Origin of the sequence: Streptomyces sp. NPDC097107, assembly GCF_044762405.1 — a bacterium.
GTDB lineage: Bacteria > Actinomycetota > Actinomycetes > Streptomycetales > Streptomycetaceae > Streptomyces > Streptomyces thinghirensis.
In genome coordinates, this window is record NZ_JBIWEF010000009.1 from 251,327 (window position 1) to 276,818 (window position 25,492).

Consider the following 25,492-nt stretch of genomic DNA (forward strand, 5'->3'; position numbering starts at 1 on the left):
GGCCCCCTTGCCGTCCCGTCTGGTGAGGGGCGCCAGGTGGTGCGACGCTGGGGTGGAGAGGCATCCGAGCGAACCCGGGAGGGCCGATGGGACGGGACGTCCCGGCGCTGGTCTTCACCCGCGAGGACCGCCGCCGGTACCGGAGCAAGATGCAGGAGTGCCTCGAGGCCTTCGCGCAGATGCTGCGCGAGTCACGGTTCGAGACCGAGCGGCCCCAGGTGGGGCTGGAGATCGAGCTGAACCTGGTCGATGACGGGGCCGAGCCCGCGATGTGCAACAGCGACGCGCTCGAAGCGATCGCGGACCCCGCCTGGGCCACCGAGCTGGGCCGGTTCAACCTGGAGATCAACATCCCGCCCCGCCGGCTGACGGCGGGCGGCCCCGATTCCTGGGAGACCGAGATCCGCGCCGCCCTGAACCACGCGGAGGACCGTGCCACGTCGATCGGCGCGCATCTGATCATGGTCGGCACCCTGCCCACGCTGCGGGAGGCGGACGTCGGCGAGGCCGCCCTGTCGGAGAACCCGCGCTACCGGCTGCTCAACGATCAGGTGTTCGCCGCCCGGGGCGAGGACCTGCACATCGAGGTGGACGGCGTCGACCGCCTGCGGACCTACGCGGACACGATCATGCCGGAGGCCGCCTGCACCAGCACGCAGTTCCACCTCCAGGTGTCCCCCGACGAGTTCGCCGACTACTGGAACGCGGCCCAGGCGATCGCCGGAGTCCAGGTCGCCCTCGCGGCCAACTCGCCCTTCCTGCTCGGCAAGGAACTCTGGCACGAGAGCCGTATCCCGCTGTTCGAGCAGGCCACCGACACCCGGCCGCAGGAGATCAAGGCGCAGGGCGTGCGGCCCCGGGTGTGGTTCGGGGAGCGGTGGATCAACAGCGTCTTCGACCTCTTCGAGGAGAACCTGCGCTATTTCCCGGCCCTGCTGCCCCTGTGCGAGGAGCAGAACCCGGTGGAGACGCTGGACCGGGGTGACGTCCCCGACCTGGGCGAGCTCACCCTCCACAACGGCACCATCTACCGCTGGAACCGGCCCGTCTACGCCGTCGCCCACGACAAACCGCACGTCCGGGTGGAGAACCGCGTGCTGCCCGCCGGCCCGACCGTCGCCGACACCCTCGCCAACGGCGCCTTCTACTACGGGCTCACCCGCGCCCTGGTGGAGGAGGAACGGCCGGTGTGGTCGCGGATGTCCTTCTCCGTCGCCGAGGACAACCTGCACACCGCGGCCCGGCACGGCATCGAGGCACAGCTGTACTGGCCCGGCGTGGGCGAGGTGACCGTGCCCGAACTCGTCCTGCGGCGGCTGCTGCCGCTGGCGCACCGGGGACTGGAGCTCTCCGGCATGGACGCGGCCTGGCGGGAGCCGCTGCTCGGCATCATCGAGCAGCGGTGCGTCACCGGGCGAAACGGCGCGGTCTGGCAGAAGGAGATGTTCCACCACATCGACGCCTCCGTCCATCCGGGCCGCCACGAGGCCCTGCGCCGGATGACCCGGCAGTACATGGACTACATGCACCTCAACGCCCCGGTCCACACCTGGCCGGTCGACTGAGGGCCGCCGCCCCGCGCGGCACGCGCCCAGGACCAGGGAGGCGGCAGACGATGTGCCGATGGCTTGCCTACTCGGGAACGCCCGTGCTGCTGGAGACCATCCTCTACCAGCCGCAGCACTCACTGATCGACCAGAGCCTGCACGCCCGGATGGGCGTCGAGACGACGAACGGGGACGGGTTCGGCGTCGGATGGTTCAGGCCCGAGATGACGACGCCCGCGATCGTCCGGGATATCGGTCCGGCGTGGAGCAACCGCAATCTGCGGGAGATCGCGAGCCATGTCCGCTCACCCCTGTTCTTCGCGCACATCCGGGCCTCGACGGGCAGCGCGGTGCAGCAGACCAACTGCCATCCGTTTCGCCACGGCCGCTGGATGTGGATGCACAACGGCGCGATCGCCGAGTTCCACCGCGTCCGGCGCGACCTCGCCCTGGCCGTCGATCCGCGGCTCTTCACGCACATCGAGGGTTCGACGGACTCGGAGATGATGTTCTTCCTGGCCCTCACGTTCGGCCTGGAGGACGATCCTCCGACGGCCGTGGCACGGATGGCGGGGATGGTGGAGGAGGTCGGACACCGGCACGACGTGGAGTACCCGATGCAGATGACGGTCGCCGTGACCGACGGGCTGCGGCTGTGGGCCTTCCGCTACTCCAGCCAGGGGGAGTCACGGTCGCTCTACTACAGCTCACGTGTGGAGAGCCTGCGGGCCCTCCAGCCCGACCTGCCGTTCCTCCGGGAGGCGTCCGACGAGACCCGCCTCATCGTCTCGGAACCCCTGGGTGATCTGCCCGGCGTCTGGAACAAGGTGCCCGAAAGCAGTTACGGCGTGGTCCAGCCCGAGGGCGATGCGATGCTCCCCTTCGTCCCGCAGCCCGTCCGGCCCCGTTGACACGAGCGCGAGAAGATCACACAATCGGTGCCATGACCACATACCGGCTCGGCACCACGGCGGAGTGTCTCCGCGTGCCCGAACGAACCGGCTGTGAGCGCTCCGGCCGATAACGGCCGTCTTCGAACCGAGGGCCCGACGCGTACCGCGTCGTGAGCCGATCGGTGTTCCTTCCGGCGAACAGTCCGGAACACCTTCATTTCCCGGGCCCGTCCGGCGATGACGTCGTACCGCCATGGCCCGGCCCACCCGTACCGCCACACAAGGGGAGGACCCCCATGACCGTCACTGCCGCCGGCCCGATCACCCGTCTGCGAGAAGCACGCGTTCCGGAGGACGGAATGTACGAGGGCCGGCGTGTGCTGCGCCGACTGCCGGCGGGGTGGGAGGAACGGCCCTACGAACTCTTCGAGGTCGTTCCGCAGGCGCGCACGATCGGCGCCGAGATCAGAGGCGTCGACCTCTCGCGCCCGCTCGATTCCGCGCTGCGCGAGGAACTGAACCGCGCCCTGCTGGAGTGGAAGGTGCTGTTCTTCCGCGCCCAGCACCTCACCTCCGACCGGCAGCGCCACTTCGCGGGCCACTGGGGCGAGTTGGAGACCAACCCCCTGCTCGCCGCAGGCTCCAGCGAGGACGTCGTCCGCTTCGACAAGGCCGACGGGGCCACCCCCACGTACGAGAACGTCTGGCACACCGACGTCACGTTCCGCGAGCGGCCGGCGCTCGGCGCCGTCCTCCAGCTGCGCGAGGTCCCGCCGTTCGGCGGGGACACCATGTGGGCGGACATGGCGGCCGCCTACGACAACCTCCCGCAGGAGGTGAAGGACCGCATCGACGGTGCCCGCGCCGTGCACGACTTCATCCCCGGCTTCGCGAGGTTCTACGGTCCCGAGCGGCTGATCCCGCACCAGGACCTCTTCCCGCCCGTGGAGCACCCCGTCGTGCGCACCCACCCCGAGACCGGGCGGCGCATGCTGTTCGTCAACACGTCCTTCACCACCCACATCACCGGCATGGACCGGGACGAGAGCGACCGGCTGCTGCGCTTCCTCTTCCAGCAGGCGCACGTTCCCGAGTACCAGGTGCGCTTCCGCTGGCAGCCCGGCGACGTCGCCTTCTGGGACAACCGCGCCACGCAGCACTACGCCGTGGGCGACTACGGCTCCGACCGCCGTGTCGCCGAACGCGTCGCCATCGAGGGCGACCGTCCCTTCTGACCCCGTGCCGGGGCCGGAGACGGCGGTCCGCCGCCTGCGGCCCCGGGTGCCGCTACGCCGCGTCCTGCTCCTCGTCCGCGGCCGGGCGCCCCAGGACACGGTGCGGTCCTCGCCGGAGCGGTCGGCGGCCGCCTCCGACTGGAAGTCGGTGTCTGCGATGCCGGACAGCTCGGACTCGGGCGGGAAGGGGACGAGGATCTCCTCCCGCAGCTCCCGGTCGAGGAGGCCTCGTTCGAGTCCGCTGTCGCCTCGGTCGGTCTCGAACTGCCAGGCGCCGTTCAGGTCGAGCCAGTCGCGGCGCACGAACTGCGGTCGCGGGTACTCCGGGCGCGGTGCGGAGTGAGCGGGCACACTCGCCTATCCGGCGGCCCTGCTGCCGGTCGACTCCTTCCGGATGCCGACGGCGCCGAGGCAGTGACGCGGGCACTGCGGGACGGCGCGCGGCCCGACGCGCTGCTCTGTCTCAACGACCAGTTGGCGCTGGGCGCGTTGCGCGCCCTGCATGAGCACGGCGTCGGAGTACCCGAGGACGTCGCCGTCATCGGCTTCGACGACGTGGAGGGCGGGCGTTTCAGCGTACCGACACTGAGCACGGTGGCCCCCGACAAGGCGGCGGTGGCCAAGGTCGCCGTGCAACTGCTGCAGCGCCGCATCGAGGAGGCGACGGGACCGGACGGCGTGAGTGACGGCGCCGATTCGGGTGTGCTGTCGCCCCAGGACCGCATCGTGGCCCACCGGCTCGTCCTGAGAGAGCGCGCGGAGGGCCACGAGCGGCGCTGAGGGGGCGGTCGGTGCGGCGAGCGCGGGCGGCAGGCCCGCGACGGGCCGGATGCGGGCGGTGACGGGCAGGCCGGGGCACGCTCGCTCCAAAATGGTATTCCATTTTGCCGCAGACCTCTTGACGGTGCCGTTTGGCGAAAACTACGTTCTGTTCATCGGAACGCCGCTTCCGCTTTGTGGAACTCTCCAATCCCCCGCACCTGATCCCAGGAGTCCCGCATGACTGCCCTGGAAGACCGCCGCTCGCCCGTGGAGACCAGCGACACCGCCCCCAGTCCGGGCCTCTACACGTACGACCTGGCCCCGACGAAGAGGGAAGGGCGCCGCTGGGGTGCCTACAACGTCTTCACGCTGTGGGCCAACGACGTTCACAGCCTTGGGAATTACGCCTTCGCGATCGGGCTGTTCGCCCTGGGACTGAACGTGTGGGGCATCCTCGCCGCCTTCGGGCTCGCGTCGGTCCTGCTCTTCCTGCTGCTGACGCTGTCCGGGTTCATGGGACACAAGACCGGCGTCCCCTTCCCCGTGATGAGCCGCATCGCGTTCGGCATCAAAGGAGCGAAGCTCCCGGCCGCCGTTCGAGGCGCCGTCGCCATCGCCTGGTTTGGTATCCAGACCTACCTCGCCTCCGCGGTGCTGAGCACCCTGCTGGTGGCGATGTTCCCCGGCCTGGCACGCCTGGACACGAACTCCCTGCTCGGTCAGTCGACGCTCGGCTGGATCACCTTCCTGGTCCTGTGGGCCCTGCAAGTGGTCATCGTGAGCTACGGGATGCAGATGATCCGCCGGTACATGGCCTTCGCGGCGCCCACCACGCTGCTCACCATGTGCGCCCTCGCGGTGTGGATGTTCGTCCGGGCGGACGGCTCGATCAGCCTGTCCAACGGCGAGCCGCTCAGCGGCGGCGCGATGTGGCTCCAGGTCCTGCAGGCCGCCGCCCTGTGGGTCGTGATCTACGGGACGTTCGTCCTGAACTTCTGCGACTTCACCCGGTCCGCGAGGAGCCGCGGCTCCATCGTCCGCGGGAACGTGATCGGCATCCCCGTGAACATGCTCTTCTTCGCCGTCATCGTGGCGATCCTCAGCGGAGCCCAGTTCACTCTCGACGGGCACGTCATCACCAGCCCGACGGACATCGTCAGGACCATCCCCAACATGTTCCTGCTGGCCGTGGCCTCACTCGCCCTCATCGCCCTGACCGTGGCGGTGAACCTGCTGGCCAACTTCGTGGCGCCGATCTACGCCCTGGTCGACCTGTTCCCGCACCGGCTCGACTTCCGCCGGGCCGGCCTCGTGAGCGCGGTCCTGGGCCTGGTGATCACACCCTGGAACCTCTACAACAGCCCGGTCGTCGTCAACTACTTCCTCGGCGGGCTGGGCGCCCTGCTCGGCCCCCTCTTCGGCGTGATCATGGCGGACTACTGGCTGCTGCGGAGGTCCCGGGTGAACGTGCCGGCCCTCTACACCGAGCAAGCGGGCGCCGAGTACCACTACCGCCGCGGCTACAACCCGCGGGCCGTCGCCGCCTTCGTGCCGAGCGCCGCCATCGCCGTCGTCGTCGCCCTGGTGCCCTACTTCCACGCCGCGGCCGGATTCTCCTGGTTCATCGGCGCGATCATCGCGGCGGCGCTGTACGCGCTGATCGCCGACCGTGCCTCGCCGATCCGCGACGTGGACGGCGAAGCCATCGCCGTCGCCGCGGAATAGCTCCGCCGTCGCCGCGCCACACCCACCCGAGCAGAAGGCCCGCCCATGCGCATCCTCGTGGTCAACGTCAACACCACGCAGTCCATCACCGACGCGATCGGCAAGCAGGCGGCCGGCGCGGCCTCCCCCGGCACCGAGATCGTTCCCCTGACCCCGGCCTTCGGCGCGGAGTCCGTCGAGGGGAACTACGAGAGCTACCTCGCCGCCATCGCCGTGATGGAGACCGTCCGCGCGCACCCGGAGCCGTTCGACGCGGTGGTCCAGGCCGGGTACGGCGAACACGGCCGGGAGGGTCTTCAGGAACTGCTCGACGTCCCCGTCGTCGACATCACCGAGGCCGCGGCGAGCACCGCCCAGTTCCTGGGCCGCCGCTACTCCGTCGTCACCACCCTCGACCGCACGGTCCCCCTGATCGAGGAGCGGCTGGAGGTGGCCGGGCTGAGCGCCAGATGCGCCTCCGTGCGCGCCAGCGGGCTCGGCGTACTGGAACTGGAACGGGACGAACAGGCCGCCGTGGACGCCATCACCGCGCAGGCCGCCCGCGCGGTCGAGGAGGACCGCGCCGAGGTGATCTGCCTGGGCTGCGGCGGCATGGCCGGCCTCGCCGAACGCGTGGTGGAACGCGCCGGTGTCCCCGTGGTCGACGGGATCGCCGCCGCCGTGACGATCGCCGAGTCACTGGTCCGGCTCGGCCTGTCCACGTCCAAGGTGCGCACCTACGCCCGACCGCGCCCCAAACGGATCGTCAACTGGCCCCCGCAGGCGGTCTGAAACCGCTGCGTCCCGTCCCTCTCCCCCCGTCCCGCGCCCCCTATGGGCGGCGGCACACCGGCCGCACCGGCCGTACACCGGCCGCGGGGTATTCTGACGGGCCGCCCGACCGACGCTCCGCACCGGCGCGGTCGGCGCGCCTCGGAACGGGAAGACAGACGAAGGACGGCGATGGCTGCGTCAGAGGGCTTCACGCCCGAGTCCGAGCGGGTCACGCGGCTGTTGCGCGACGAGATCGTCGACGGTGCGCGGCGGCCGGGCAGCCGCCTGGTGGAACGGGAGCTGGCCGAGGCGCTCGGCGTGAGTCGGCTGCCCGTCCGGGAGGCCCTCAAGACCCTGGTGTCCGAGGGCCTGGTGACGCCTCGGCCGCGGTCCTGGGCGGTGGTACGGGAGTTCACCACGAGCGACATCGCCGATCTCGACGAGGTCCGTTCGGGCCTGGAGACTCTGGCGTTCCGGCTCGCCGCCCAGCGGCACACACGTCCCGGGCTGGAGAAGCTCCGCGCGACGGTGGACGCCGAACTGGAGGCGGCCCGCGCGGACGACGCGGTACGGGCCCGCCGGGCTGCCGCCGACTTCCACCGGACGGTCATCTCCCTGGCCGCCAACGAGCTCCTCAACGAACTCGAGCGCGTCCTGCGCAGCCGGCTGCGGTGGCTCATGGGCCAGCACGACGACCTGCTGGCCGTGGCGCTGGAACACGAGGCTCTCTACCAGGCCATCGCGGAGCGCGACGTCGAGCGCGTACAGGCGCTCGCCCTCCATCACCTGGCGACGAGCCGCAGCGCGGCCCTGGGCCACCACGCGCGGGAACGGGCGCAGGAGAACGAACAGCCTTAGCGTGGCTTCCGGTGGCGAACAGCGGGCATACGGATGTCCCGAGGCCCTCTCCGTCGCCGACCCACGGGAGTCCCCTGTGACGCCGAGCCTGCGCACCGCCCGCGCGTGCCGTGCCGCCGCCGCCCTCCTTCTCGCGGCGGCCGGATACGCGGCCACCCACCACCCGTGGCTCGGCCTGCCCGGCCTGTACGCCGCCGCGGTTTTCGCCTGGTGTGCCGCCCGCGCCCGGACGGAACACCGGCTGCGGGTCGCGCGGGCGCAGCGCGCCGAGCGGCTGGCACGCCCCCGCCTGCGGCAGCCGCTCGCCGCGACGCTGAAGCCCTGCTGCGCGTTCTGGCAGAACTCCGACGGGGCCGTGCACGGCCCGGGATGCACCCGCCCCGCCGCCGCCCGCGTCTCCCTCCGCGACGACTGCTGCGAGCGGTGGTGGACCTCTCTGGGCGCACGGCACGACGCGGACTGCCGCCATCACGTCGGCACGCCGGAGCACGACCGGGCCCGCACGACCCCGCAGTAGGTCGGTAAGCAGGCCACCGCTCGTGGAGATCGCCCACTGCCGGGCCGTTCACCGCCGCGACGAGCCCCTCGGCGACGGTACGCGCCTCGGGCGTAAGCCCCTGACGGGCCAGGTCCAGGGCGATGACCGCGTTGTCGTGCGGCCAGGCGCTGCCCCGGTGGTACGGCAGCGGGTGGTAGGGCCGCTGGCCGGCGGCGAGGGTCCGGACGTCACGTCCGTCACGTCCATCGTCGGTTCATGCCGGTCCGGTCGCCGTTCGGTACCGGTACCGGTGGCGACAGCGGTACCGGTAGCGGCGGGCACGGTGCGCCCGTGCGGGTGGGCCCGGACGGTCAGGCGCAGGCCGGCCCTGCCGTGGGCGTCGAGCGGCAGGTGCCGGCCGCCGGCATGGAAGAACGCACTTTTCAGTGACTGGGGAACCTGATGGTGACCAAGCAGTTCACGGGCTCGCCCGACGACGCGGACCTGACGCGCGCGGACTCCCTGGCACGGGAGATCTTCTCGGACATCGCCAACAAGTGGGCACTTCTGCTCATCGTGGCACTGGGCGGCCGCACCCTGCGTTTGAGCGAGTTGCGCGACGAGGTCGAGGGCATCAGCCACAAGATGCTCACCCAGAGCCTGCGCATGCTGGAGCGCAACGGGCTGGTGGAGCGGCGCGTGCACCCCACGGTGCCGCAACGGGTCGAGGACACCCTCACGGAGCCGGGACGAGGACTGCTGAAGACGACGCACCACATGTGCGACTGGACCCACCAGTACCTGGGCCGCATAGAGACTTCCCGTCGCCGCTTCGGGGCATGACGGGCGCCGCCCGGTTCAGCGTCGCCGGGGAGCGGAGCCGCGGAAGACGGCCAGCCGCAGGACCACGAAGCGCACGACGGTGACGGCGACGGACGTGGCGGCGAGGACCCCGGTCTCGGCGGCGGGCGAGGCGCCGGGCTCGGCGTGCCTGAACCACAGCACGGCACCGGACGTGACCAGGTAGCCGAGCACGAAGAGGCCGCCGGCTCCCAGATGGGCACGGACCGCCCCCGCGGCGGTGTGCCGGAACGTCAACCGCCGGTTCGCCTCGGTGTTCAGCACGGTCAGCACCAGCAGGGAGACCAGGTTGGCGGCGGCCGGCGGCCACCACACCCGCAGCACCCAGTACAACAGGGCCTGACCGACGGTCGAGACGATGCCGATCGCGACGAACCAGCCGACCTCCCGCGACCACACCGTGCGCCGCGTGGAGGGAGCGCGGAGCGGCTCGCGGGGCTCGGGAGCGACCGGTGACGCGTTCAGCCGAGCCACACGTCACGCCCCCACCCATGCCGACCGACCGTCAACTCCTGGTCGCGCAGCCTACTACGCCGCCGTGAGAGACTTTGCCCGGCCTTTGCCTTTCGGGAACCGAGCGGCCCACGGGTGCGTTCATCCTGATAGCCGCGAGAAATCGCGGCCAAGGACCAAGACGGACACGCAGCAGCAACAGAAGCCGAGGTGGCACGAGTGGCGATGTGGGACAAGATCAAGGACCAGGCCAAGACCTTCCAGCAGTCCCAGGGCACTCGGGGAGCCGGCGGACCCGGGCAGGGACCGCAGGGACATCAGGGGCACCAGGGGTCCGGCCGGCCCGGCTCGTCCTCCGGCGGCTCCAAGGCCCAGCTGATCGGGATGTTCAAGACCCAGCTCGCGTCGGTCAAGACCGAACTCAAGAGCGGCGCCTACCGGGACGCCAGCATGGCCATGTGCGCGCTGGTCGCCGCGGCCGACGGCCAGGTGGAGCCGGCCGAGCGGCAGCGCGTGGAGGAGCTGATCGTCTCCAACGAAGTCCTGCAGAACTTCCCGGCGGACCAGCTCCGTCAGCGTTTCAACCAGCACGTGGACAAGCTCATCGCCAACTTCGAGCTGGGCAAGAGCGAGGCCCTGCAGGTGATCGCCAAGGCCGCCAAGAAGCCCGCGGAAGCGCGGGCGGTCATCCAGACCGGCATGGTCATCGCCGGAGCCGACGGGGTCTTCGAGCCGTCCGAGCAGTACGCGATCCGCGAGGCCTGCACCGCCCTCGGCGTGTCGCCGTCGGAGTTCGGCGTCTGACCGAGCCGGGTCCGTCAGCCTCGCTGATGAGGAAGGCGTTTGACGGCCGTCGGGGTCGGGGGATCGGATGAGCCGCATGAGTTCAGGTCAGACGCGGCAGGGCCGCCCTCGCCCCCTCGACGACCGTCTCGTACGGCGCCTGGTCGCCGGGCAGTTCCCGCAGTGGGCGGGACTGCCTGTCGAGCGCTTCCCGTCGGGTGGCACGGTCAACGCGATGTACCGGCTCGGCGACGACCTGGTCGTACGGCTGCCGTTGATCGAGGGCGGGGTCGGGGACGTGCTGGCGGAGCGGGAGTGGTTGCCGCGCCTGTCGCCCCTGCTGCCCACCGCCGTCCCCGAGGTGCTCGGGGACGGCGGGCCCGCCGAAGGGTATCCGTGGCCGTGGTCGGTGTACCGGTGGCTGCCCGGGGAGATCCCCGAGGCCGGAGCGCTGAGTGAACCCGCGCTGCCGGCCGGGGATCTGGCCGGGTTCGTGGCGGCGATGCGGAGCGTCACCCTGCCGGACGCGCCGCCGGCCCCATCGCGGCGGCCCGCTCGCCACGCTCGACGAGGCGACCCGGTCCGCGATCGGGGAACTGCGCGGCCTCCCCGGGGGAAGGTGTCGACTGCGACGCCCTGGCCGCCGTGTGGGAGGACGCGCTGCGGGCCCCGGCCTGGGACGGACCGCCGGTCTGGCTGCACGCCGATCTGATGCCGGGCAACCTGCTGGTGAACGGCGGCAGGCAGTCCTCGGTGATCGACTTCGGGTGCATGGGAGCGGACGACCCGGCCTGCGACCTCTTCCCGGCCTGGAATCTGCTGCCGGCCGGCGCGAGGGAGGTCTTCCGCGAGGCGCTCGGCGTGGACGACGCGGCCTGGAGGCGCGGCCGCGGACGGACGCTCTCCCAGGCCCTGATCGCACTGCCGTACTACCGCGAGACCAACCCGGCGATGGCCGGTAACGCCCGCCACGTGATCCGGGCGGTGCTCTCGGAGAACGGCTGAGCGGTCGGCCGCCCCACCTCCCGCGCGCTAGGGAGCGATACCCACCCCGTCGATCCGGCTCCACGCCCGCTCCTGAGCGGCGGTCATGGCGGGCCAGCCGAGTCCGCCCGGCCTGGGCCGCACCCGCGAGCCGTACGGCGCGGGTTGGAATCCGGGGTCGTAGAGGCAACCGCCGCCGTACGTCGCGTCGAAGGCGCCGCAGGAGGCCGCGATCGAACGCGGGGTCGGCTTGTGGCCGGAGCGCACCCAGGTGTCCAGCGCGGAGATGGAGTTGGCGTACTCGGAGTCGCTCAGCGAACTGTGCTCGGCCTCCTTCGTGAACGTCTGGACGAGGTTGCCGCCCCGGCCGGCGCCCCGGACTGCGGCGCGGTAGGCCGCCTCGTGCTCCACGAAGGCCGTCGGGTCGTCGATCGCGTGCAGCGTGAGGACGGGGAGGGGCACCCTGCCGGTGAGGTCGCTGTCGTAGGAGAGGTCACGGCGTGCGGCGGGGTCGGCCGAGAAGCGCTCGACGCCCGCGTTGAGCGCCTTGTCGTCGTGGGAACCCGAGTACCGCACACCCCGGTTGCTCCACGGGTTCCGGCCGCCGAGCCGGTTCGTCACGATGTCCCGGAAGGTGAAGGTCGCGAATTTCAGATGCGACTCCAGGGTGCGCTCCGGGATACGGGTGACCGCGAGGATGTCGTCGAGGTTGCGCTGCTGGAGCCCGGTCCGGTCCTCCGGTTCGGAGGCGTACCCGGTGCATTCCTGCAGACGGGCCCGGAGTCCGGCCGTCGTCATGGTGGAGTCCGGGCGCAGCCCCTGCCACAGCGGGTACTGCGGCTCGGTCGGGCGGGGGTGGTTGTGGCAGTAGTACTGGTAGACGGCCCGCAGGTCCACTCGGTAGTCGTAGCCGCGCGAACCGCCGCCGAGGACACCGTTGGTCAGCAGCACTCCGTCGTAGGCTCCGGGCCGCCTGCCGTAGGTCTCCGCGACCTTGGCTGCGACGTTGCCGCCCCAGGACTGTCCGTGGAGATAGGTCCGCTCCGGCCGGCCGAACCGCTGGGCGAACAGGCGGCGGACGTTCTCCGTGTCGGCGGCCGCCATCCGGGCTCCGTAGCCGCCGCGGCGGTAGGCGGAGCCGGCCCACGCGTACCCTTCGCCGACCATCACCGCCCAGCGCTCCAGGTCGTCGGTGCTGCGGGACGGGTCGGAGGAGTCGCCGAGGCCGGGGCCGCCGTGGGCGTGCACGACGAGGGAGCCGTTCCAGTCGGCCGGTACGGCCATCGTGTAGTGGGCGCCGTTCGCGTCCTGGCCGGTGTAGCACCGCGCCTTGCCGGCCAGGTCTGGCGGGCAGGCGGCCTCCCGGGGCGAGGCGGGCCGCGCGTGGGCGGCCGGTACGTTGCCGAGCGTGCCGAGGAGGACGGCGGCGAGGACGGCGGCCGCCACCGCCGGACGGCGTCGGCGGTGGGAGGCCCAGGGGACACGGGTGGGCGCGTCAGGTGTGGTCACGAAGCGGCTCCTGTACGTGCTCGGCGCGAAGTTGCGCTGCGAGCCGGGATGTTAGGAACCCGCCGAGGCCGGGGCCACCCCTTCGATCATTGCGTTCATAGTGTTCGCCCGATCACCGAAGAATGCCGCGGGCTCAGCTGTCGTAGTCCACGGTCAGCTTCTCCGAGACCGGGTACGACTGGCAGGTCAGGACGTAGCCGGCGTCGACCTCGGCCGCTTCGAGCGCGTAGTTGCGGCGCATGTCGACGCTGCCGTCCGTGACCAGGGCTCGGCAGGTGCCGCAGACGCCGCCCTTGCAGGCGAAGGGCAGGTCGGGGCGGGTCTGCTGGGCGCCGTCGAGGACGCTCCGCTCGCGGGAGAGGGAGGAGGTCGTGGAGCGGCCGTCCAGGGTGATGGTGACCTCGCTGACGGGTCCCTCAAGGCCGGCCTCCTCATGGCGGACCTCCCGCACGGGTTCGTCGTCGGCGTGGAACAGCTCCCGGTGGACGCGGTCCGCCGGGACGCCGAGGCCGGTCAGGACCTGCTGGGCGTCGGCGACCATGCCCTGCGGGCCGCACAGCCACCAGTGGTCCGCGCCGTCCACGTCCACCAGGGAGTCGACCAGCGCCGAGAGCCGCTCCGCGTCCAGGCGGCCGGAGAGCACCTCGGCCTCGCGGGGTTCGCGGGAGAGCACGTGGGCCAGGTGGAAACGGGTCGGGTGGAGGTCCTTCAGGTCGGCCAGTTCGTCGGCGAACATCACCGTGTCGGTGCGGCGGTTGCCGTAGAACAGGGTGACGGCCGAGCGGTGGTCGGCGGCCAGCACCGACTCGGCGATGGACACCATGGGCGTGATGCCCGAGCCGGCCGCGATCAGCACGTGGTGCCCCGGCGTGGTCAGGTCGGGCGTGAAGAAGCCGGTGGGGGCCATCACCTCGACGGTGTCACCCGGGCGCACCTCGCTCACCAGCCACGACGAGAACACGCCGCCCGGCACCACCCGGACACCGATGCGCGGGACCGTACCGGCCGGTGCGCAGATCGAGTACGAGCGGCGCTCGTCCCGGCCGTCGACCTCGCGCCGCAGGGTGAGCGACTGCCCCGGGGCGAAGGCGAACTCCTCGGCCAGTTCGTTTGGGATCTCGAAGCTCACGGCCGCCGCGTCCGCGCACAGCCGCTGGACGGCGGCGACGCGCAGGCGGTGGAAGGCGGGACGGCGACGGGTGCGTGCCGGCGGTGCCGAGGCGGACGCGGTCGCCGAGGCGGGGGCGGTCGGGGCCATCAGATCTCCTTGACGTACTCGAACGGCTCGCGGCAGGCCCGGCAGCGCCACAGCGCCTTGCAGGACGTGGCGGCGAAGCGGGAGGTCTCCTCCGTCTCCGCCGAGCCGCACCGGGGGCAGGGCACCGTGGGCCGGGTGGGCGACAGGACGAGGGGGACCGGGCCGCGGGGTGCGGCGCCGGGCGGGGCGATGCCGTGTTCGGCGAGCTTGCGGCGGCCGGCCTCGGTGATCCAGTCGGTGGTCCACGGTGGGTCGAGGACCGTACGGATCTCCACGCGCGCGTACCCCGCGTCGCGCAGTCGCGCGGCGACGTCCGCCCGCATCTCGGCCATGGCCGGGCACCCCGAGTAGGTGGGGGTGAGGCTCGCGACCACGGTCCCGTCCCCGGTCACCTCGACGCCGCGCAGCACACCGAGGTCGGCGAGGGTCAGCATGGGCAGCTCCGGGTCGGGCACCTGCTCGGCGACGCGCCGGGCGCGGCGGACGTCCAGAAGTGCGGGGCCACCGGTCACCATGTCGCCTCCGGGTGAGCACGGGCGACGCCCTGCAACTCCGCGAGGAGCGGCACCAGATGCTCGGTGTGCTCGCCGGCGCGTCCGGAGCCGGGCAGCGGGCGGTAGACCGGCAGGGGCAGTCCGGCCGCCTCGGTGACCTGGCGCAGGTCGTCGGCGACCTCGTCCCGGACGTCGTACGCGGTGTGCAGTTCGCCGAGGTACGGGGCGACCTGCTCCAGCGCCGCGCGCGTCCTGCGGTGCGACTCGTCCGTGCCGTCGCCCAGGCGGACGACCCACTCGACGGCGTACTGCCGGTGGTACGACAGTTCCTTGACGCCCTTCGCCGCGACCGCCGCGAGGACCGGGTCGGGGTGGGTCACCAGCCGCTGGAAGTGGGCCAGACGCCAGCTGGAGAGAACCAGGAGCCGCACGACGGCGAACGCGAAGTCGCCGCCGGGCAGTTCGGCCAGCGTCACGTTGCGGAAGTCGCCGGCGTCCCGGAAGTAGGCGTAGGCGTCCTCGTCGCGGCCGGTGCCGTCGGCCTGACCCGCGCGCGAGTAGAGCAGACGGGCCTGGCCGAGGAGGTCGAGGCCGATGTTGGCCAGCGCCACCTCCTCCTCCAGCTCCGGTGCCCGCGTGACCCACTCGGCGAGCCGCTGCGCCGAGACCAGGGCGTCGTCGGCGAGGGCCACGCAGTCCGCGGCCAGTTCACCGGCGTCGACGCCCTCGGGCACGGCGGTGTCGACGCCGTGCAGCGGGTCCTCGAAGCCCGTGCCGTAGGCCCAGCGGGTGTCGTCCTCGTGTCCCTCGGCCAGGGTCAGGTAGACGTGGTCGTCACTCATGCCCTGCTCCTAGATGTGGGGGACGTCGTCGGGGATGTCGTAGAAGGTCGGGTGGCGGTAGACCTTGTCGGCGCTGGGAGCGAAGAAGGGGTCCTTCTCGTCGCGGGTGGAGGCGGCGATGTGCTCGGAGCGCACGACCCAGATGCTCACTCCCTCGTTGCGCCGGGTGTAGAGGTCGCGGGCGTGAGTGAGGGCCATCGTGTCGTCGGCGGCGTGCAGCGAGCCGACGTGGACGTGGTTGAGGCCGCGCTTGCCGCGCACGAACACCTCGTACAGCGGCCAGCCCTGCTTCTCGGCGCTCATGCCGCCGCTCCCTTCTCCGTGCGGGCCGCCTGCCTGGCCGCGTGGGCGGTGGCCGCCTCGCGCACCCAGGCGCCCTCCTCGTGGGCGGTCCGCCGGCGCCGGATCCGCTGGTCGTTGCACGGGCCGTCGCCCTTGATGACGCGCGTCAGCTCGTCCCAGTCCGGGGTGCCGAAGTCGTGGTGCCCCGTCTCCTCGTTCCAGCGCAGCTGGGGGTCGGGCAGGGTGACGCCGAGCTTCTCGGCCTGCGGGACGGTCATGTCGACGAAGCGGCGGCGCAGTTCGTCGTTGCTGTGCCGCTTGATCTTCCAGGCCATCGACCGGGCCGAGTTGGGCGAGGCGTCGTCCGGCGGGCCGAACATCATCAGGGACGGCCACCACCAGCGGTTCACCGCGTCCTGCACCATCTCCCGCTGGGCGTCGGTGCCGCGCATCATCGTCATCAGCAGCTCGTAACCCTGCCGCTGGTGGAAGGACTCCTCCTTGCAGATGCGCACCATCGCGCGCGCGTACGGCCCGTACGAGCTGCGGCACAGCGGTACCTGGTTGCAGATCGCGGCGCCGTCCACGAACCAGCCGATCACGCCGACGTCGGCGAAGCTCGGGGTGGGGTAGTTGAAGATCGACGAGTACTTCTGGCGCCCCTCGATCAGCCGCTGGGTGAGGTCTTCGCGGTCCGCGCCGAGCGTCTCGGCCGCCGAGTACAGGTACAGCCCGTGGCCGGCCTCGTCCTGGACCTTGGCGAACAGGATCGCCTTGCGGCGCAGCGACGGCGCCCGGGTGATCCACTCGCCCTCCGGCTGCATGCCGATGATCTCCGAGTGGGCGTGCTGGGCGATCTGCCGGATCAGCGTCTTCCGGTAGCCGTCCGGCATCCAGTCGCGCGGTTCGACGCGCTGGTCGTGCGCGATCGTCGCGTCGAAGTGCTGCTGCAACCCGTCCGGGGGCGGCGCCTCGGCGGCGTGTGTCGTGGTCATCGTCACCAGCTTCCCAACCGACCATTCGTTCGGTACCAGTGTGACGCGTTTCCCGGTGCCGGGCAAGACCCGGACCCTCGCCGCCCCCGCTCTTGACAGGGCAAGCGCACGGCTGGATTACTGGGCCGGGCCATGCGCTAACCGAATGGTCGGTCGGGATACAGGGTGGTGGGACCACGTGGTGGGAAGGGTGTCGCGGGCCGCTGAGCCGACGTCCACGGAGGTGATGTTCTCCGCGGACGAGGCGTCCCGGCGGCTGGGGATCGAACTGGTCGAGCACGGCGAGGGCAGCGCCGTGCTCCGTATGACCGTGACACCGGCGATGGTGAACGGACACCGGATCGCCCACGGCGGCTACCTGTTCCTGCTCGCCGACACCGCCTTCGCCTGTGCCTGCAACAGCCACGGCCCGGTGACCGTGGCGGCGGGCGCCGACATCGTGTTCGTCGCGCCGGCCCGCGAGGGCGACGTCCTGGTGGCGCGCGCCGAGGAGCGCGCCCGGTTCGGCCGCAGCGGCGTCTACGACGTGACCGTGCGGCGCGCCGGAGAAGTGATCGCGGAGTTCCGCGGACGCAGCCGCAGCGTGCGGGACACTACGGCGCGCGAGACGCCGGGCACGACGACGAAGGAGTCGCGATGAGCAGCGAGCCGACGACCGGGACGGCCCCGGCACCCCGCCGAGAAATGGTCCTCCCCCACGACCTGCTGGACGACGCCGAGCGGCTGTCCCGTGAGCAGCTCCGGGAGCTCCAGCTCGACCGGCTGCGCTCGACGCTGCGGCACGCCTACGAGAACGTGGAGCTGTACCGCAGGAAGTTCGACGCCGCCGGGGTGAAGCCCGACGACTGCCGCAGTCTCGCGGACCTGTCCAGGTTCCCCTTCACCACCAAGGCCGACCTGCGGGACACCTACCCCTTCGGCATGTTCGCCGTCCCGATGGCCGACGTGCGGCGCGTGCACGCCTCCAGCGGCACCACCGGCCGGGCCACCGTCGTCGGTTACACGGAGGGCGACCTGTCCATGTGGGCGGACGTCGTCGCCCGTTCGATCCGGGCCGCGGGCGGCCGCCCCGGCCACAAGGTGCACATCTCCTACGGCTACGGCCTGTTCACCGGAGGCCTCGGCGCGCACTACGGCGCCGAGCGCGCCGGGTGCACGGTGATCCCGGCGTCCGGCGGCATGACGGCGCGGCAGGTGCAGATCATCCAGGACTTCCGGCCCGAGATCATCATGGTCACCCCGTCCTACATGCTCACCCTGCTCGACGAGTTCGAGCGCCAGGGTGTCGATCCGCGCACCACCTCCCTCCAGGTCGGCATCTTCGGTGCCGAACCGTGGACCGAGGAGATGCGCCGCGAGATCGAGCAGCGCATGGACATCCACGCCGTCGACATATACGGGCTGTCCGAGGTCATCGGCCCCGGCGTGGCGCAGGAGTGCGTCGAGACCAAGGACGGGCTGCACGTGTGGGAGGACCACTTCTACCCCGAGGTGGTGGACCCGCTCACGGACGCCGTGCTGACCGAGGACGAAGAGGGTGAGATCGTCTTCACCTCACTCACCAAGGAGGCGCTCCCGGTCATCCGGTACCGCACCCGCGACCTGTCCAGGCTGCTGCCGGGCACCGCCCGGCCCGCCTTCCGCCGGATGCAGAAGGTCACCGGCCGCTGCGACGACATGATCATTCTGCGCGGGGTGAACGTCTTCCCCACCCAGATCGAGGAGATCGTGCTGCGCACGCCCGGCGTCGCCCCGCACTTCCAGATCCGGCTCACCCAGCGCGGCCGCATGGACCACATGACCGTACGGGTCGAGGCGCGCCCCGACTCCGCTCCTGAGCAGCGCGCGGCCGCCGCAGGGGCGATCCGGCAGGGCGTCAAGGACGGCGTGGGCGTCACCGTGGAGGTGGAGATCGTCGACCCGGAGGCCCTGGAGCGCTCACTGGGCAAGCTCCGCAGGGTGAGGGACCTGCGCCAGGCGTGACCGCCGGCCGGCAGAGGAAACGAAACGTGAGCACCGACACGTCTGTTCGCCCCTCGTGCTGGTGTGCGGAGGGATGCGGATGGGCAGTCACTGCATGATCGGGGGAGGTTGAGTCCGTCCTGGGGGGAAATCCCGTGCGTGTGTGTGTGATCGGTGCAGGTCTGTCGGGGTTGGCGGTGGCCCACGCCCTCAAGGCGCGCGGCATCGGGTTCGTCTGCCTGGACAAGGCTCCCGACGTCGGCGGGATCTGGCGTCAGCCGGAGGCGGCCGAGCGGGGCCCCGGGTACCTGTCGCTGCATCTCAACACCGCCAAGCAGCTGACCGGTTACGCCGACTTCCCGATGCCGGACTCGTATCCGCTCTATCCCCGGCACAGCCAGGTCGCCGCCTATCTGCGCGCCTTCGCCGACCGGTCCGGCCTGCGCGACCACGTCGAACTGCGGACCGAGGCGGTGTCCGTGGACCGGGACGCGGACGGCATGTGGACGGTGGTCAGCCGGAACGCGGACGGCGCGATGGCGTCGCGGCGGTTCGAGCAGGTGATCGTCGCGTCGGGACACCACACCGACCCCGCTCTGCCCAACCCGCTTCCGGCGGGTTCCGAATCATTCACCGGAACGATTCTGCACTCCCTCGACTACCGCGACGGCGGCGACTTCGCAGGCCGGCGCGTGGTCGTGGTGGGCCTCGGCGCCTCGGCGGTGGACATCGCCGCGGACCTGTCCCGGCACGCCGCCGAGACCGTGCTCTCGGTGCGCCGGGGACTGCACATCGTGCCCAAGCAGCTGTACGGGAAGTCGCTCGACGAGATCGCCGAAGCGCCCTGGTGGAACGAGATGTCCTTCGCCGAGCGGCGCAAGTGGGCCGAGGAGGCCCTGCTCGTCGCGCGCGGCAGGCTGGCGGACTACGGCCTGCCCGAGCCCGACCACCCGGTCTTCTCCTCGGCCACGACCCTCTCGGACGAGATCCTCAGCCGGATCCGGCACGGCGCCGTGACCCCGAAGCCCGCGATCGCCTCCTTCGACGGCGACCAGGTCGTCTTCACCGACGGCACCCGGGTGGCGGCGGACGCGGTCGTGTACTGCACCGGATTTCACATGACCTTCCCCTTCCTGCCCGCCGGTTGCCCGGTGGCGGCGGACGGCTCGGTCGAGCTGTACAGACGGGTGGTCCCGGCCGACCGGCCGGGGCTGTACTTCGTCGGACTCGTCCGCCCCGTGGGAGCGATCACCCGGTTGGTGGAGGCCCAGGCGCAGTGGGTCGCGCGGATCATCGACGGCGAGGCCGAGCTGCCCGCGGCCAAGGAGATGCGCGAGGAGATCGGCACGTACCTCGCCGCCATCGTCGAGCGCTACGGCCGGACCCGGGGCGCCTCGATCCAGGTCGACGTGGGCCCGTATCTGGCGGAGTTCCGGGAGTCGCTGCCCGTGTAGCCGCGCCGCCCGGTGCCGCCGCCGGCGCCCGGCCACCCCGTCCGTGACCAGGGCTCCCGGTGGATCTCACCGGGAGCCCTGCGGTGCCCGGGGGGTCCGCTCAGTGCACCGCCACCGGGTGGCGGACGGCCTCCACGGCCGGCGGCCTGACCGCGTACGCCTCCGAGGAGAGGTAGGCCGTCACCCGCGGCGGGCGGTCCTGCTGGTGGGCCAGTGCCAGATAGGCGATCAGCCCCACGCCGTCCTCGGGCCGCCGGTCGGTGAGCGCGGCCAGGGCACGGGCCGGCACCGAGGCGTCCATGCCGTGGTGGCGCAGCACGCTCGCCACCCGTGCCAGGGCCTCCCCGTCGTGCCCGACGTAGTCCCTGACCGGGATGTGGAGGGTGAAACCGCTCGGTCGGGCCGCGGCGGTGTCGGTGAAGGAGTGGCAGGACAGGCCGGGCCGCCCGCTGAGCCCGCTCACGTCGGGGCCGGGGCCCGCGGCCGTCCGGAAGAATCCCTCGATCGCCGCGGGACCGGGTCCCGGGGACATCCGGGACAGCCGCCCGGCCTGACCGGCCGTGAGGTCCTCGTGGCGCACGTAGACCTTCGCCCGGGGCTCCTCCCAGTCCCCCAGGTCCAGGGCGAGGAAGGGGTACCCGCTTCCCTGGGGCAGGCTGGCGAAGGCCTGCCGGTGGCCCAGCCGGTGCAAAGCCTCGCGCACCGTTCCGGCGGAACGTTCCGCCCCGTTCGCGGCCGGGTTCAGATAGACCTTGACCTTGGGCACACCGCCCGGTCTCAGCTCCAGGGCGCACCACAGGGCCAGGGCACCCTGCGGTGAGGGCGGGAGGAAGAGGTCCTCGAGGTCGTCGAGCGGCCCGGTGGTGAAGTGCCAGCGCCGGGCCATCGCCCGGATCGCCTCGAGTCCGACACGGCCGCCCCGGGCCAGGCTGTCTGCGCCGCAGCCCGGGTCCAGGAGCACCCGCAGGGCGGGGGCCGCGCCGGGCTGGAAGGAGAGCGAGAACTCCACGGGGGTGTGGTCGTCGGACAGGAACGTGCGGCTGGGTGGCGGCAGGTTCAGCGGCCGCTGGGCGACCGGGCCGAGCGAGTCGGTCAGGACACGGGCATACGTCTCGACGTCGGCCCCGGACAGGCCGGCGACCGCGCCGAGTCTTCGCAACTGGCCGCCGGTGAAAGCGCCGAGCGTCGGTGTGCCGCGCAGGCCCGTGTCCGTCGGTGCGGCGGTCACCGGCCCGTCCCCGGCCGGGGCCGCACAGCGAGATACCCGCCTGGGGAGGCGGGTATCGGGGGGTTCGGCGGCGGGAAAGCGGCGTTCGTGGATATGTGGTCCACGACACCTCCTTTTACTCGTAAGCAACTTGAATGCCGCGTTGCTCACTACCCGTGCCGTTGAACCTTCATGCGGGAGGGGCAGGTTGGGAGGGTGTTGCGCACGTCACCGTGTGAGCCAGCTGAGGAACTGGCTCCACATTCCGTTGCGTTCGGCCGGCCTGGCCGGACCCGCCGACTTGTCCTGCTCGGCCGCCCCCGAGCCCGGCTGCGGGTCACCGCGCCGCCCGGACCGCACCGGGGTGAAGCGGGCCGGAAGGGTGGCCAGGGCCCGGTTGAAGGGACCCGGACGCCACGTCAGGCTGTCCTCGGGGACGGCGAGTTCGGCGTCCGGCAGTACGTTGAACAGGTGCTCGATGGCGGTGACCGTGATGTGCCGGGCCGGCTCCTTGGACGGGCAGGCGTGCGGCCCCGCGCTCCAGGCCAGGTGCGCGCGGTTGCTGCCGGCCTGGCGGGACGCACTGAGTGCGGGGCCGGTGTTGGCCGCGGCGAAGCTGACCAGGACCAGGTCGCCCGCCTGCAGTTGCTGTCCGGCGAGTTCCGTGTCGGCGGCCGGGTAGTGCGGCGCGTAGTTCGACATCGGAGGGTTCTCCCACAACGTGTCGTCGAGGGCCTCGTCGATCAGACCGCCCTCTCGGGCGTACCGCTCGTGGGTGAGAAGCCGGTGCAGGGTGTTGCCGATGAGGTTGCGCAGTGGCTCGGCGCCCGCACCGAGCAGCAGCGCGAGCTGGTGGACCATCTCCTCGTCGGTGAGCCCGGCCTCGTGCTGCATCAGCCAGGAGGTGACGTCGTCACCGGGCTTGCTCCGCTTGAGCGCGACCAGCTCCCCCACCGCCTGGAACAGCACCGCGGTGGCCTTGTCGGCGTTGACGCCGTCGAACATGCCGGAGATGCCGAACAGCACCCGGTCGCCGATGTCGGCGGGGCAGCCGAAGAGTTCGTTGAACACGAACAGCGGCAGCTGCTTGGCGTAGTCGCCGAGCAGGTCGGCCGAGCCGCGGCCGCGGAACTGGGCGATGAGGTAGTCGGAGATCTGCTCGGTGCTCCGGCTCAGCCGGCGGGTGTCCACCTTCGCCATGCTGTCGGTGACCGCCTGGCGCAGCCGCAGGTGGTCGGCGCCGTCGGCGAACATGCAGTTGGGCCGGTAGGCGAGCAGCGGCGCGACGGGGCTGTCCGGGCCCACCTTGCCCTCGTTGAAGGCCCGCCAGCGACGCGCGTCCTTGCGGAAGGAACCGGAGTCCTGCAGCAGTTGGAGCGCCGCCGCGTAGTCGGTGACCAGCGTCGCCTCGACCCCGGGGGCCAGCTCGACGGGCGCGGCGGCCCCGTAGTGGCGCAGGTACTCGTAGTACGCCTGGGGGTCGGCGGCGAACTCCGTCCCGTGCAGCGGCACTCGGGCGCCGGAGCCGTGGGCCGGGCACCCGGGCGGCGGCACCGGGGCGGTGTCGTGGGCGTTCATGTCTGCTCCCAGCTCCTAGCGGGTGCGGTCCAGCAAGTAGCGGACGAGGGTGGTCAGTGCGGCGGCCGAGGACTTCTCGTCGCGGGCGTCGCAGGTGACGACGGGGGTGTCGTCGAGCAGGTCCAGGGCCTCGCGCAGCGCCCGCTCGTCGCGCAGCGGCGACCCGTCGAAGTGGTTGACCGCGATGGCGTACTCGAGTCCGTAGTGTTCGATGAGGTCGATCACGGGGAAGGAGTCGGCCAGCCGCTCGGGGTCGACCAGCACCAGGGCGCCGAGCGCGCCGCGGGCCATGTCCTCCCACATCTGCACGAAGCGCTGCTGACCGGGCGTGCCGAACAGGTAGAGCACGACGCGGTCGCTGATGGTGAGGCGGCCGAAGTCCATGGCGACCGTGGTGGTGGTCTTGCCCTGGACCCCCTTGAGGTCGTCGACCGCCTCGGCGGCCTGCGTCATCGTCTCCTCGGTGGAGAGCGGCTCGATCTCGGAGATGGAGCCGATGAGGGTGGTCTTGCCCACCGCGAAGTGCCCGACGACGAGGATCTTCACCGCGGTCTGGGTGGCCCCGCCGCGTACGTAGTCCCGTTCACCCAAACTTGGCGCGGAGCCCATTGAGCACCTCCTCCAGGATCTCCCTGTCGGCCAGGCGCGCGGGGGCCACCGGCGGGCGGGTCATGACGTAGCCGCCTTCCATGAGGGATGCCAGCAGGATCCGCACCACGCCAAGCGGGAAATGGGTGTGTCCGGCGATCTCGGCGACCGAGAGGTAGCCGGCCGAGCAGAGGTCCAGCAGGCTCTGCTCCTCGGGGGACAGCCGGGTCGGCCGCCGCGCGCCCTCGGCCGAGGCGGTGACCAGGGTGATGAGGGAGAGGTCGTCCTCGTCGGGCAGGCCGCGTCCCTTGGTGATGACGTACGGCCGTACTAATTCGGCGGCTTCCGGCTCCCAGCCGTCGCGGCCGGTCATGAGCCGGTGCCGAGGTTCTCGCGCGGCGGTGTCGTCAGCCGCTTGCCGAGCTGGGCGACGAGCTGCTGCATCCGGAAGGTGATGTCCGCCATGTCGATCTCCGGGGAGGCGGAGACGCCGAGGTAGGCGCCCTCGCCGGCGGAGATCAGGAACACCCAGCCGCCGTCGAACTCGACCAGGGTCTGCCGCCACGCCTGGTGCGGGTCCTCACAGAAGAAGGCAAGAGTGCGGCTGAGTGACTGGACACCGCTCATCGCGGCGGCGACCCGGTCCGCGTCGTCCTTGTCGAAGTCCTGCGTCCGGGCCATCAGCAGGCCGTCGGCGGAGATCAGGACCGCGTGCAGGGCCCCGGGAATCTCCAGGGCGCTGTCGAGCATCCATGACAGATCGTCGTTCACGAGTCCTCATGTCCTTCTCTGCTTGCACCAGGTGTTCTGCTCGTCCGGTCCGTGTCCTCGGTCCGGGTGACGCGGCCGGTCTGGGTGCCCCGCTGGAAGGCACCCATGATCTGCGCCTGCTCGGAGTCGGAGCGGCCCGCTTGGCGCGGGGTGGAGGAGCTGCCGGGCACGATGGCCATCGGGCGCTTGCGGCGCCGCCGGGGCAGTCCGTCATCGGTCTGGGACGAGGTGAGCGCGGCCTCCGGCCCAGCGTCCGGGGCGGACCGCGCCGTCCCGCGGGCGGCGGGGGCCGGGGCCTTCTTCTCCGGCATGGCGGTGAGCAGTTCGTGCGGCAACAGGACCACCGCGCGTACACCTCCGTAGGGGGAGGAGGAGTCCACCGACACCTCGAAGCCGAAACGCTCGCACAGCAGGCCGATGACCGCGAAGCCGAACTGGGGCGGGTTGCCGAGTCCCGCCACCCCCGAGGCCCGCTCGGTGGCGAGCAGCTTGTCGGCGCGGGCACGCTCCTCGTCGCTCATGCCGACACCGGCGTCGTCGACGACGACGCAGATGCCCTTGGGCACGGTCCGGATGTTGATCTCGACGACGGTGTCCGGGCTGGAGTAGCTGGTGGCGTTGTCGAACAGCTCGGCGAGGGCCAGGGCGACGGGTTCGACGGCGCGGCTGGTGATGCCGAAGTCGACCTGGGAGAGGATCTCCACCCGGCGGAAGTGCCGGATCCGGCCCTGGGCGCTGCGCACCACGTCGTACACCGATGCGGTGTCCCGCCGGCCGCCGAGCCAGCCGTCGCAGAGGACCGCGATGGACTGGGCGCGCCGGCCGAACTGCGAGTTGGTGTGGTCGATCTCCAGCAGGTCCTGCAGGAGCGCCGAGTCGCCGTACTTGCTCTGCAGCCGGGAGAGCACCAGTTGCTGTTCGGCGGCGAGCCCCTGCAGGGTCCGCATGGCCGATTTCAGCACGGTCTTCGTCTCGTCCTCGGCCCGCTCCTGAGCCGCCTGCACGGACTTCCCGTAATCGTTCTCCAGCTCCGTGTAATGATCCCTGAGCCCTTGGACCTGCTGCCGCAGAGCTCGTGCCGCCCTGCGCTGGCGGCTGATGAGCGCGGCGGCGACGACGAGGGCGACGAGGGCGGCCCAGAGCACTGGGTTCCCTGTGTATTCCGTCATAAGACTCTCTTCAGGCGACTGAAGGCCGGCTTGCTGGATTCCCGTCTACGC

Annotated in this window: 26 protein-coding genes and 2 pseudogenes; 14 read left to right on the forward strand and 14 right to left on the reverse strand. The window is 71.6% G+C overall.

What is annotated here, in order from left to right; all coding sequences use genetic code 11:
• Positions 1 to 86 precede the first annotated feature (86 nt).
• From ACIQ1J_RS22945 to ACIQ1J_RS22955, 3 genes are all read left to right on the forward strand, one after another.
• Positions 87 to 1,565 carry a glutamate-cysteine ligase family protein gene (locus ACIQ1J_RS22945; RefSeq protein ID WP_403559365.1) on the forward strand — a complete coding sequence of 493 codons (1,479 nt, stop codon included), beginning with the start codon at positions 87 to 89 and terminating at the stop codon, positions 1,563 to 1,565.
• Between the two features lie 50 nt (positions 1,566 to 1,615).
• Positions 1,616 to 2,458 (forward strand): class II glutamine amidotransferase, encoded by an 843-nt coding sequence (locus ACIQ1J_RS22950; protein WP_403559366.1) that lies wholly within the window; start codon positions 1,616 to 1,618, stop codon positions 2,456 to 2,458.
• Positions 2,459 to 2,736: 278 nt separating this feature from the next.
• Positions 2,737 to 3,675, forward strand: a complete 939-nt coding sequence (locus ACIQ1J_RS22955) for a TauD/TfdA dioxygenase family protein (RefSeq protein WP_403559369.1) — start codon at positions 2,737 to 2,739, stop codon at positions 3,673 to 3,675.
• Positions 3,676 to 3,756: 81 nt separating this feature from the next.
• Here ACIQ1J_RS22955 and ACIQ1J_RS22960 read toward each other — a convergent pair.
• Positions 3,757 to 4,026 (reverse strand): annotated as a pseudogene (locus ACIQ1J_RS22960) (beta-galactosidase); the annotation flags it as partial.
• On the opposite strand from ACIQ1J_RS22960, the gene ACIQ1J_RS22965 reads away from it, so the two are divergent.
• The 6 genes from ACIQ1J_RS22965 (at position 4,015) to ACIQ1J_RS22990 (ending at position 9,094) form a co-directional block, all read left to right on the forward strand.
• Positions 4,015 to 4,455 carry a substrate-binding domain-containing protein gene (locus tag ACIQ1J_RS22965; RefSeq protein ID WP_403559372.1) on the forward strand — a complete coding sequence of 147 codons (441 nt, stop codon included), beginning with the start codon at positions 4,015 to 4,017 and terminating at the stop codon, positions 4,453 to 4,455. The pseudogene ACIQ1J_RS22960 and the gene ACIQ1J_RS22965 overlap by 12 nt on opposite strands.
• A 219-nt stretch (positions 4,456 to 4,674) precedes the next feature.
• A complete protein-coding gene (locus ACIQ1J_RS22970) occupies positions 4,675 to 6,162 on the forward strand; it encodes an NCS1 family nucleobase:cation symporter-1 (protein ID WP_403559375.1) in 1,488 nt (495 codons plus the stop codon).
• Between the two features lie 45 nt (positions 6,163 to 6,207).
• Positions 6,208 to 6,933, forward strand: a complete 726-nt coding sequence (locus ACIQ1J_RS22975; RefSeq protein WP_403559377.1) for an aspartate/glutamate racemase family protein — start codon at positions 6,208 to 6,210, stop codon at positions 6,931 to 6,933.
• 171 nt (positions 6,934 to 7,104) lie between these two features.
• The gene (locus ACIQ1J_RS22980) at positions 7,105 to 7,773 is read left to right on the forward strand and encodes a GntR family transcriptional regulator (protein WP_403559380.1); all 669 of its coding nucleotides are present in this window, start codon (positions 7,105 to 7,107) and stop codon (positions 7,771 to 7,773) included.
• A gap of 76 nt (positions 7,774 to 7,849) precedes the next feature.
• Complete coding sequence (locus ACIQ1J_RS22985) at positions 7,850 to 8,290, forward strand: hypothetical protein (protein WP_403559383.1); 441 nt, start codon at positions 7,850 to 7,852, stop codon at positions 8,288 to 8,290.
• A gap of 423 nt (positions 8,291 to 8,713) precedes the next feature.
• On the forward strand, positions 8,714 to 9,094 hold the full coding sequence (locus tag ACIQ1J_RS22990) for a winged helix-turn-helix transcriptional regulator (RefSeq protein ID WP_403559386.1): 381 nt from the start codon (positions 8,714 to 8,716) through the stop codon (positions 9,092 to 9,094).
• 15 nt (positions 9,095 to 9,109) lie between these two features.
• Here ACIQ1J_RS22990 and ACIQ1J_RS22995 read toward each other — a convergent pair whose 3' ends face one another.
• The gene (locus tag ACIQ1J_RS22995; RefSeq protein ID WP_403559389.1) at positions 9,110 to 9,586 is read right to left on the reverse strand and encodes a GtrA family protein; all 477 of its coding nucleotides are present in this window, start codon (positions 9,584 to 9,586) and stop codon (positions 9,110 to 9,112) included.
• A gap of 198 nt (positions 9,587 to 9,784) precedes the next feature.
• Here ACIQ1J_RS22995 and ACIQ1J_RS23000 point away from each other — a divergent pair, with 198 nt between their 5' ends.
• Entirely contained in the window at positions 9,785 to 10,369 is a 585-nt protein-coding gene (locus tag ACIQ1J_RS23000; RefSeq protein WP_403559703.1) for a tellurite resistance TerB family protein, read from the forward strand.
• Between the two features lie 76 nt (positions 10,370 to 10,445).
• Positions 10,446 to 11,353, forward strand: a pseudogene (locus tag ACIQ1J_RS23005) (aminoglycoside phosphotransferase family protein).
• Positions 11,354 to 11,380: 27 nt separating this feature from the next.
• On the opposite strand, the gene ACIQ1J_RS23010 reads toward ACIQ1J_RS23005, so the two are convergent.
• The 6 genes from ACIQ1J_RS23010 to paaA all read right to left on the reverse strand — a co-directional run bounded on the left by ACIQ1J_RS23010 (position 11,381) and on the right by paaA (position 16,712).
• Positions 11,381 to 12,841: an alpha/beta hydrolase family protein gene (locus tag ACIQ1J_RS23010; protein ID WP_403559392.1), complete on the reverse strand. Its 1,461-nt coding sequence runs from the start codon at positions 12,839 to 12,841 to the stop codon at positions 11,381 to 11,383.
• Positions 12,842 to 12,974: 133 nt separating this feature from the next.
• Positions 12,975 to 14,099: a 1,2-phenylacetyl-CoA epoxidase subunit PaaE gene (paaE, locus tag ACIQ1J_RS23015; RefSeq protein ID WP_403559395.1), complete on the reverse strand. Its 1,125-nt coding sequence runs from the start codon at positions 14,097 to 14,099 to the stop codon at positions 12,975 to 12,977.
• Entirely contained in the window at positions 14,099 to 14,614 is a 516-nt protein-coding gene (gene paaD, locus ACIQ1J_RS23020) for a 1,2-phenylacetyl-CoA epoxidase subunit PaaD (RefSeq protein WP_403559398.1), read from the reverse strand. The genes paaE and paaD overlap by 1 nt, the downstream gene beginning before the upstream one ends.
• Positions 14,608 to 15,435: a 1,2-phenylacetyl-CoA epoxidase subunit PaaC gene (paaC, locus tag ACIQ1J_RS23025; protein WP_403559401.1), complete on the reverse strand. Its 828-nt coding sequence runs from the start codon at positions 15,433 to 15,435 to the stop codon at positions 14,608 to 14,610. Before paaC ends, paaD begins: the two co-directional genes overlap by 7 nt.
• 9 nt (positions 15,436 to 15,444) lie before the next feature.
• On the reverse strand, positions 15,445 to 15,738 hold the full coding sequence (gene paaB / locus ACIQ1J_RS23030; RefSeq protein WP_121750802.1) for a 1,2-phenylacetyl-CoA epoxidase subunit PaaB: 294 nt from the start codon (positions 15,736 to 15,738) through the stop codon (positions 15,445 to 15,447).
• Complete coding sequence (gene paaA / locus ACIQ1J_RS23035; protein WP_403559404.1) at positions 15,735 to 16,712, reverse strand: 1,2-phenylacetyl-CoA epoxidase subunit PaaA; 978 nt, start codon at positions 16,710 to 16,712, stop codon at positions 15,735 to 15,737. The genes paaB and paaA overlap by 4 nt, the downstream gene beginning before the upstream one ends.
• 226 nt (positions 16,713 to 16,938) lie before the next feature.
• On the opposite strand from paaA, the gene paaI reads away from it, so the two are divergent.
• The 3 genes from paaI (at position 16,939) to ACIQ1J_RS23050 (ending at position 20,128) form a co-directional block, all read left to right on the forward strand.
• On the forward strand, positions 16,939 to 17,352 hold the full coding sequence (gene paaI, locus ACIQ1J_RS23040) for a hydroxyphenylacetyl-CoA thioesterase PaaI (protein WP_403559407.1): 414 nt from the start codon (positions 16,939 to 16,941) through the stop codon (positions 17,350 to 17,352).
• Positions 17,349 to 18,695, forward strand: a complete 1,347-nt coding sequence (gene paaK / locus ACIQ1J_RS23045) for a phenylacetate--CoA ligase PaaK (protein WP_403559410.1) — start codon at positions 17,349 to 17,351, stop codon at positions 18,693 to 18,695. The genes paaI and paaK overlap by 4 nt, the downstream gene beginning before the upstream one ends.
• A 134-nt stretch (positions 18,696 to 18,829) precedes the next feature.
• Positions 18,830 to 20,128 (forward strand): NAD(P)/FAD-dependent oxidoreductase, encoded by a 1,299-nt coding sequence (locus ACIQ1J_RS23050; RefSeq protein WP_210961271.1) that lies wholly within the window; start codon positions 18,830 to 18,832, stop codon positions 20,126 to 20,128.
• Between the two features lie 100 nt (positions 20,129 to 20,228).
• On the opposite strand, the gene ACIQ1J_RS23055 is transcribed toward ACIQ1J_RS23050, so the two are convergent.
• From ACIQ1J_RS23055 to ACIQ1J_RS23080, 6 genes are all read right to left on the reverse strand, one after another.
• Positions 20,229 to 21,356 carry a tryptophan dimethylallyltransferase family protein gene (locus tag ACIQ1J_RS23055; protein ID WP_403559413.1) on the reverse strand — a complete coding sequence of 376 codons (1,128 nt, stop codon included), beginning with the start codon at positions 21,354 to 21,356 and terminating at the stop codon, positions 20,229 to 20,231.
• 207 nt (positions 21,357 to 21,563) lie between these two features.
• Positions 21,564 to 22,913, reverse strand: a complete 1,350-nt coding sequence (locus tag ACIQ1J_RS23060) for a cytochrome P450 (protein ID WP_210961269.1) — start codon at positions 22,911 to 22,913, stop codon at positions 21,564 to 21,566.
• Positions 22,914 to 22,928: 15 nt separating this feature from the next.
• A complete protein-coding gene (locus tag ACIQ1J_RS23065; protein ID WP_403559416.1) occupies positions 22,929 to 23,522 on the reverse strand; it encodes a GTP-binding protein in 594 nt (197 codons plus the stop codon).
• On the reverse strand, positions 23,497 to 23,874 hold the full coding sequence (locus tag ACIQ1J_RS23070) for a DUF742 domain-containing protein (protein WP_403559419.1): 378 nt from the start codon (positions 23,872 to 23,874) through the stop codon (positions 23,497 to 23,499). The genes ACIQ1J_RS23065 and ACIQ1J_RS23070 overlap by 26 nt, the downstream gene beginning before the upstream one ends.
• The gene (locus ACIQ1J_RS23075; RefSeq protein WP_403559421.1) at positions 23,871 to 24,272 is read right to left on the reverse strand and encodes a roadblock/LC7 domain-containing protein; all 402 of its coding nucleotides are present in this window, start codon (positions 24,270 to 24,272) and stop codon (positions 23,871 to 23,873) included. The genes ACIQ1J_RS23070 and ACIQ1J_RS23075 overlap by 4 nt, the downstream gene beginning before the upstream one ends.
• Complete coding sequence (locus ACIQ1J_RS23080; RefSeq protein ID WP_403559424.1) at positions 24,269 to 25,441, reverse strand: ATP-binding protein; 1,173 nt, start codon at positions 25,439 to 25,441, stop codon at positions 24,269 to 24,271. Before ACIQ1J_RS23080 ends, ACIQ1J_RS23075 begins: the two co-directional genes overlap by 4 nt.
• Between the last annotated feature and the right edge of the window lie 51 nt (positions 25,442 to 25,492).

What these genes read in the sequence shown, in the direction of transcription:
- ACIQ1J_RS22945 (WP_403559365.1), top strand. Translation starts at nt 87, where the DNA reads ATGGGACGGGACGTCCCGGCGCTGGTCTTCACCCGCGAGGACCGCCGC.
- ACIQ1J_RS22950 (WP_403559366.1), top strand. Translation starts at nt 1,616, where the DNA reads ATGTGCCGATGGCTTGCCTACTCGGGAACGCCCGTGCTGCTGGAGACC.
- ACIQ1J_RS22955 (WP_403559369.1), top strand. Translation starts at nt 2,737, where the DNA reads ATGACCGTCACTGCCGCCGGCCCGATCACCCGTCTGCGAGAAGCACGC.
- ACIQ1J_RS22970 (WP_403559375.1), top strand. Translation starts at nt 4,675, where the DNA reads ATGACTGCCCTGGAAGACCGCCGCTCGCCCGTGGAGACCAGCGACACC.
- ACIQ1J_RS22975 (WP_403559377.1), top strand. Translation starts at nt 6,208, where the DNA reads ATGCGCATCCTCGTGGTCAACGTCAACACCACGCAGTCCATCACCGAC.
- ACIQ1J_RS22980 (WP_403559380.1), top strand. Translation starts at nt 7,105, where the DNA reads ATGGCTGCGTCAGAGGGCTTCACGCCCGAGTCCGAGCGGGTCACGCGG.
- ACIQ1J_RS22990 (WP_403559386.1), top strand. Translation starts at nt 8,714, where the DNA reads ATGGTGACCAAGCAGTTCACGGGCTCGCCCGACGACGCGGACCTGACG.
- paaE (WP_403559395.1), bottom strand. Translation starts at nt 14,099, where the DNA reads ATGGCCCCGACCGCCCCCGCCTCGGCGACCGCGTCCGCCTCGGCACCG.
- paaD (WP_403559398.1), bottom strand. Translation starts at nt 14,614, where the DNA reads ATGGTGACCGGTGGCCCCGCACTTCTGGACGTCCGCCGCGCCCGGCGC.
- paaC (WP_403559401.1), bottom strand. Translation starts at nt 15,435, where the DNA reads ATGAGTGACGACCACGTCTACCTGACCCTGGCCGAGGGACACGAGGAC.
- paaB (WP_121750802.1), bottom strand. Translation starts at nt 15,738, where the DNA reads ATGAGCGCCGAGAAGCAGGGCTGGCCGCTGTACGAGGTGTTCGTGCGC.
- paaA (WP_403559404.1), bottom strand. Translation starts at nt 16,712, where the DNA reads ATGACCACGACACACGCCGCCGAGGCGCCGCCCCCGGACGGGTTGCAG.
- paaI (WP_403559407.1), top strand. Translation starts at nt 16,939, where the DNA reads ATGTTCTCCGCGGACGAGGCGTCCCGGCGGCTGGGGATCGAACTGGTC.
- paaK (WP_403559410.1), top strand. Translation starts at nt 17,349, where the DNA reads ATGAGCAGCGAGCCGACGACCGGGACGGCCCCGGCACCCCGCCGAGAA.
- ACIQ1J_RS23060 (WP_210961269.1), bottom strand. Translation starts at nt 22,913, where the DNA reads ATGAACGCCCACGACACCGCCCCGGTGCCGCCGCCCGGGTGCCCGGCC.
- ACIQ1J_RS23065 (WP_403559416.1), bottom strand. Translation starts at nt 23,522, where the DNA reads ATGGGCTCCGCGCCAAGTTTGGGTGAACGGGACTACGTACGCGGCGGG.
- ACIQ1J_RS23070 (WP_403559419.1), bottom strand. Translation starts at nt 23,874, where the DNA reads ATGACCGGCCGCGACGGCTGGGAGCCGGAAGCCGCCGAATTAGTACGG.
- ACIQ1J_RS23080 (WP_403559424.1), bottom strand. Translation starts at nt 25,441, where the DNA reads ATGACGGAATACACAGGGAACCCAGTGCTCTGGGCCGCCCTCGTCGCC.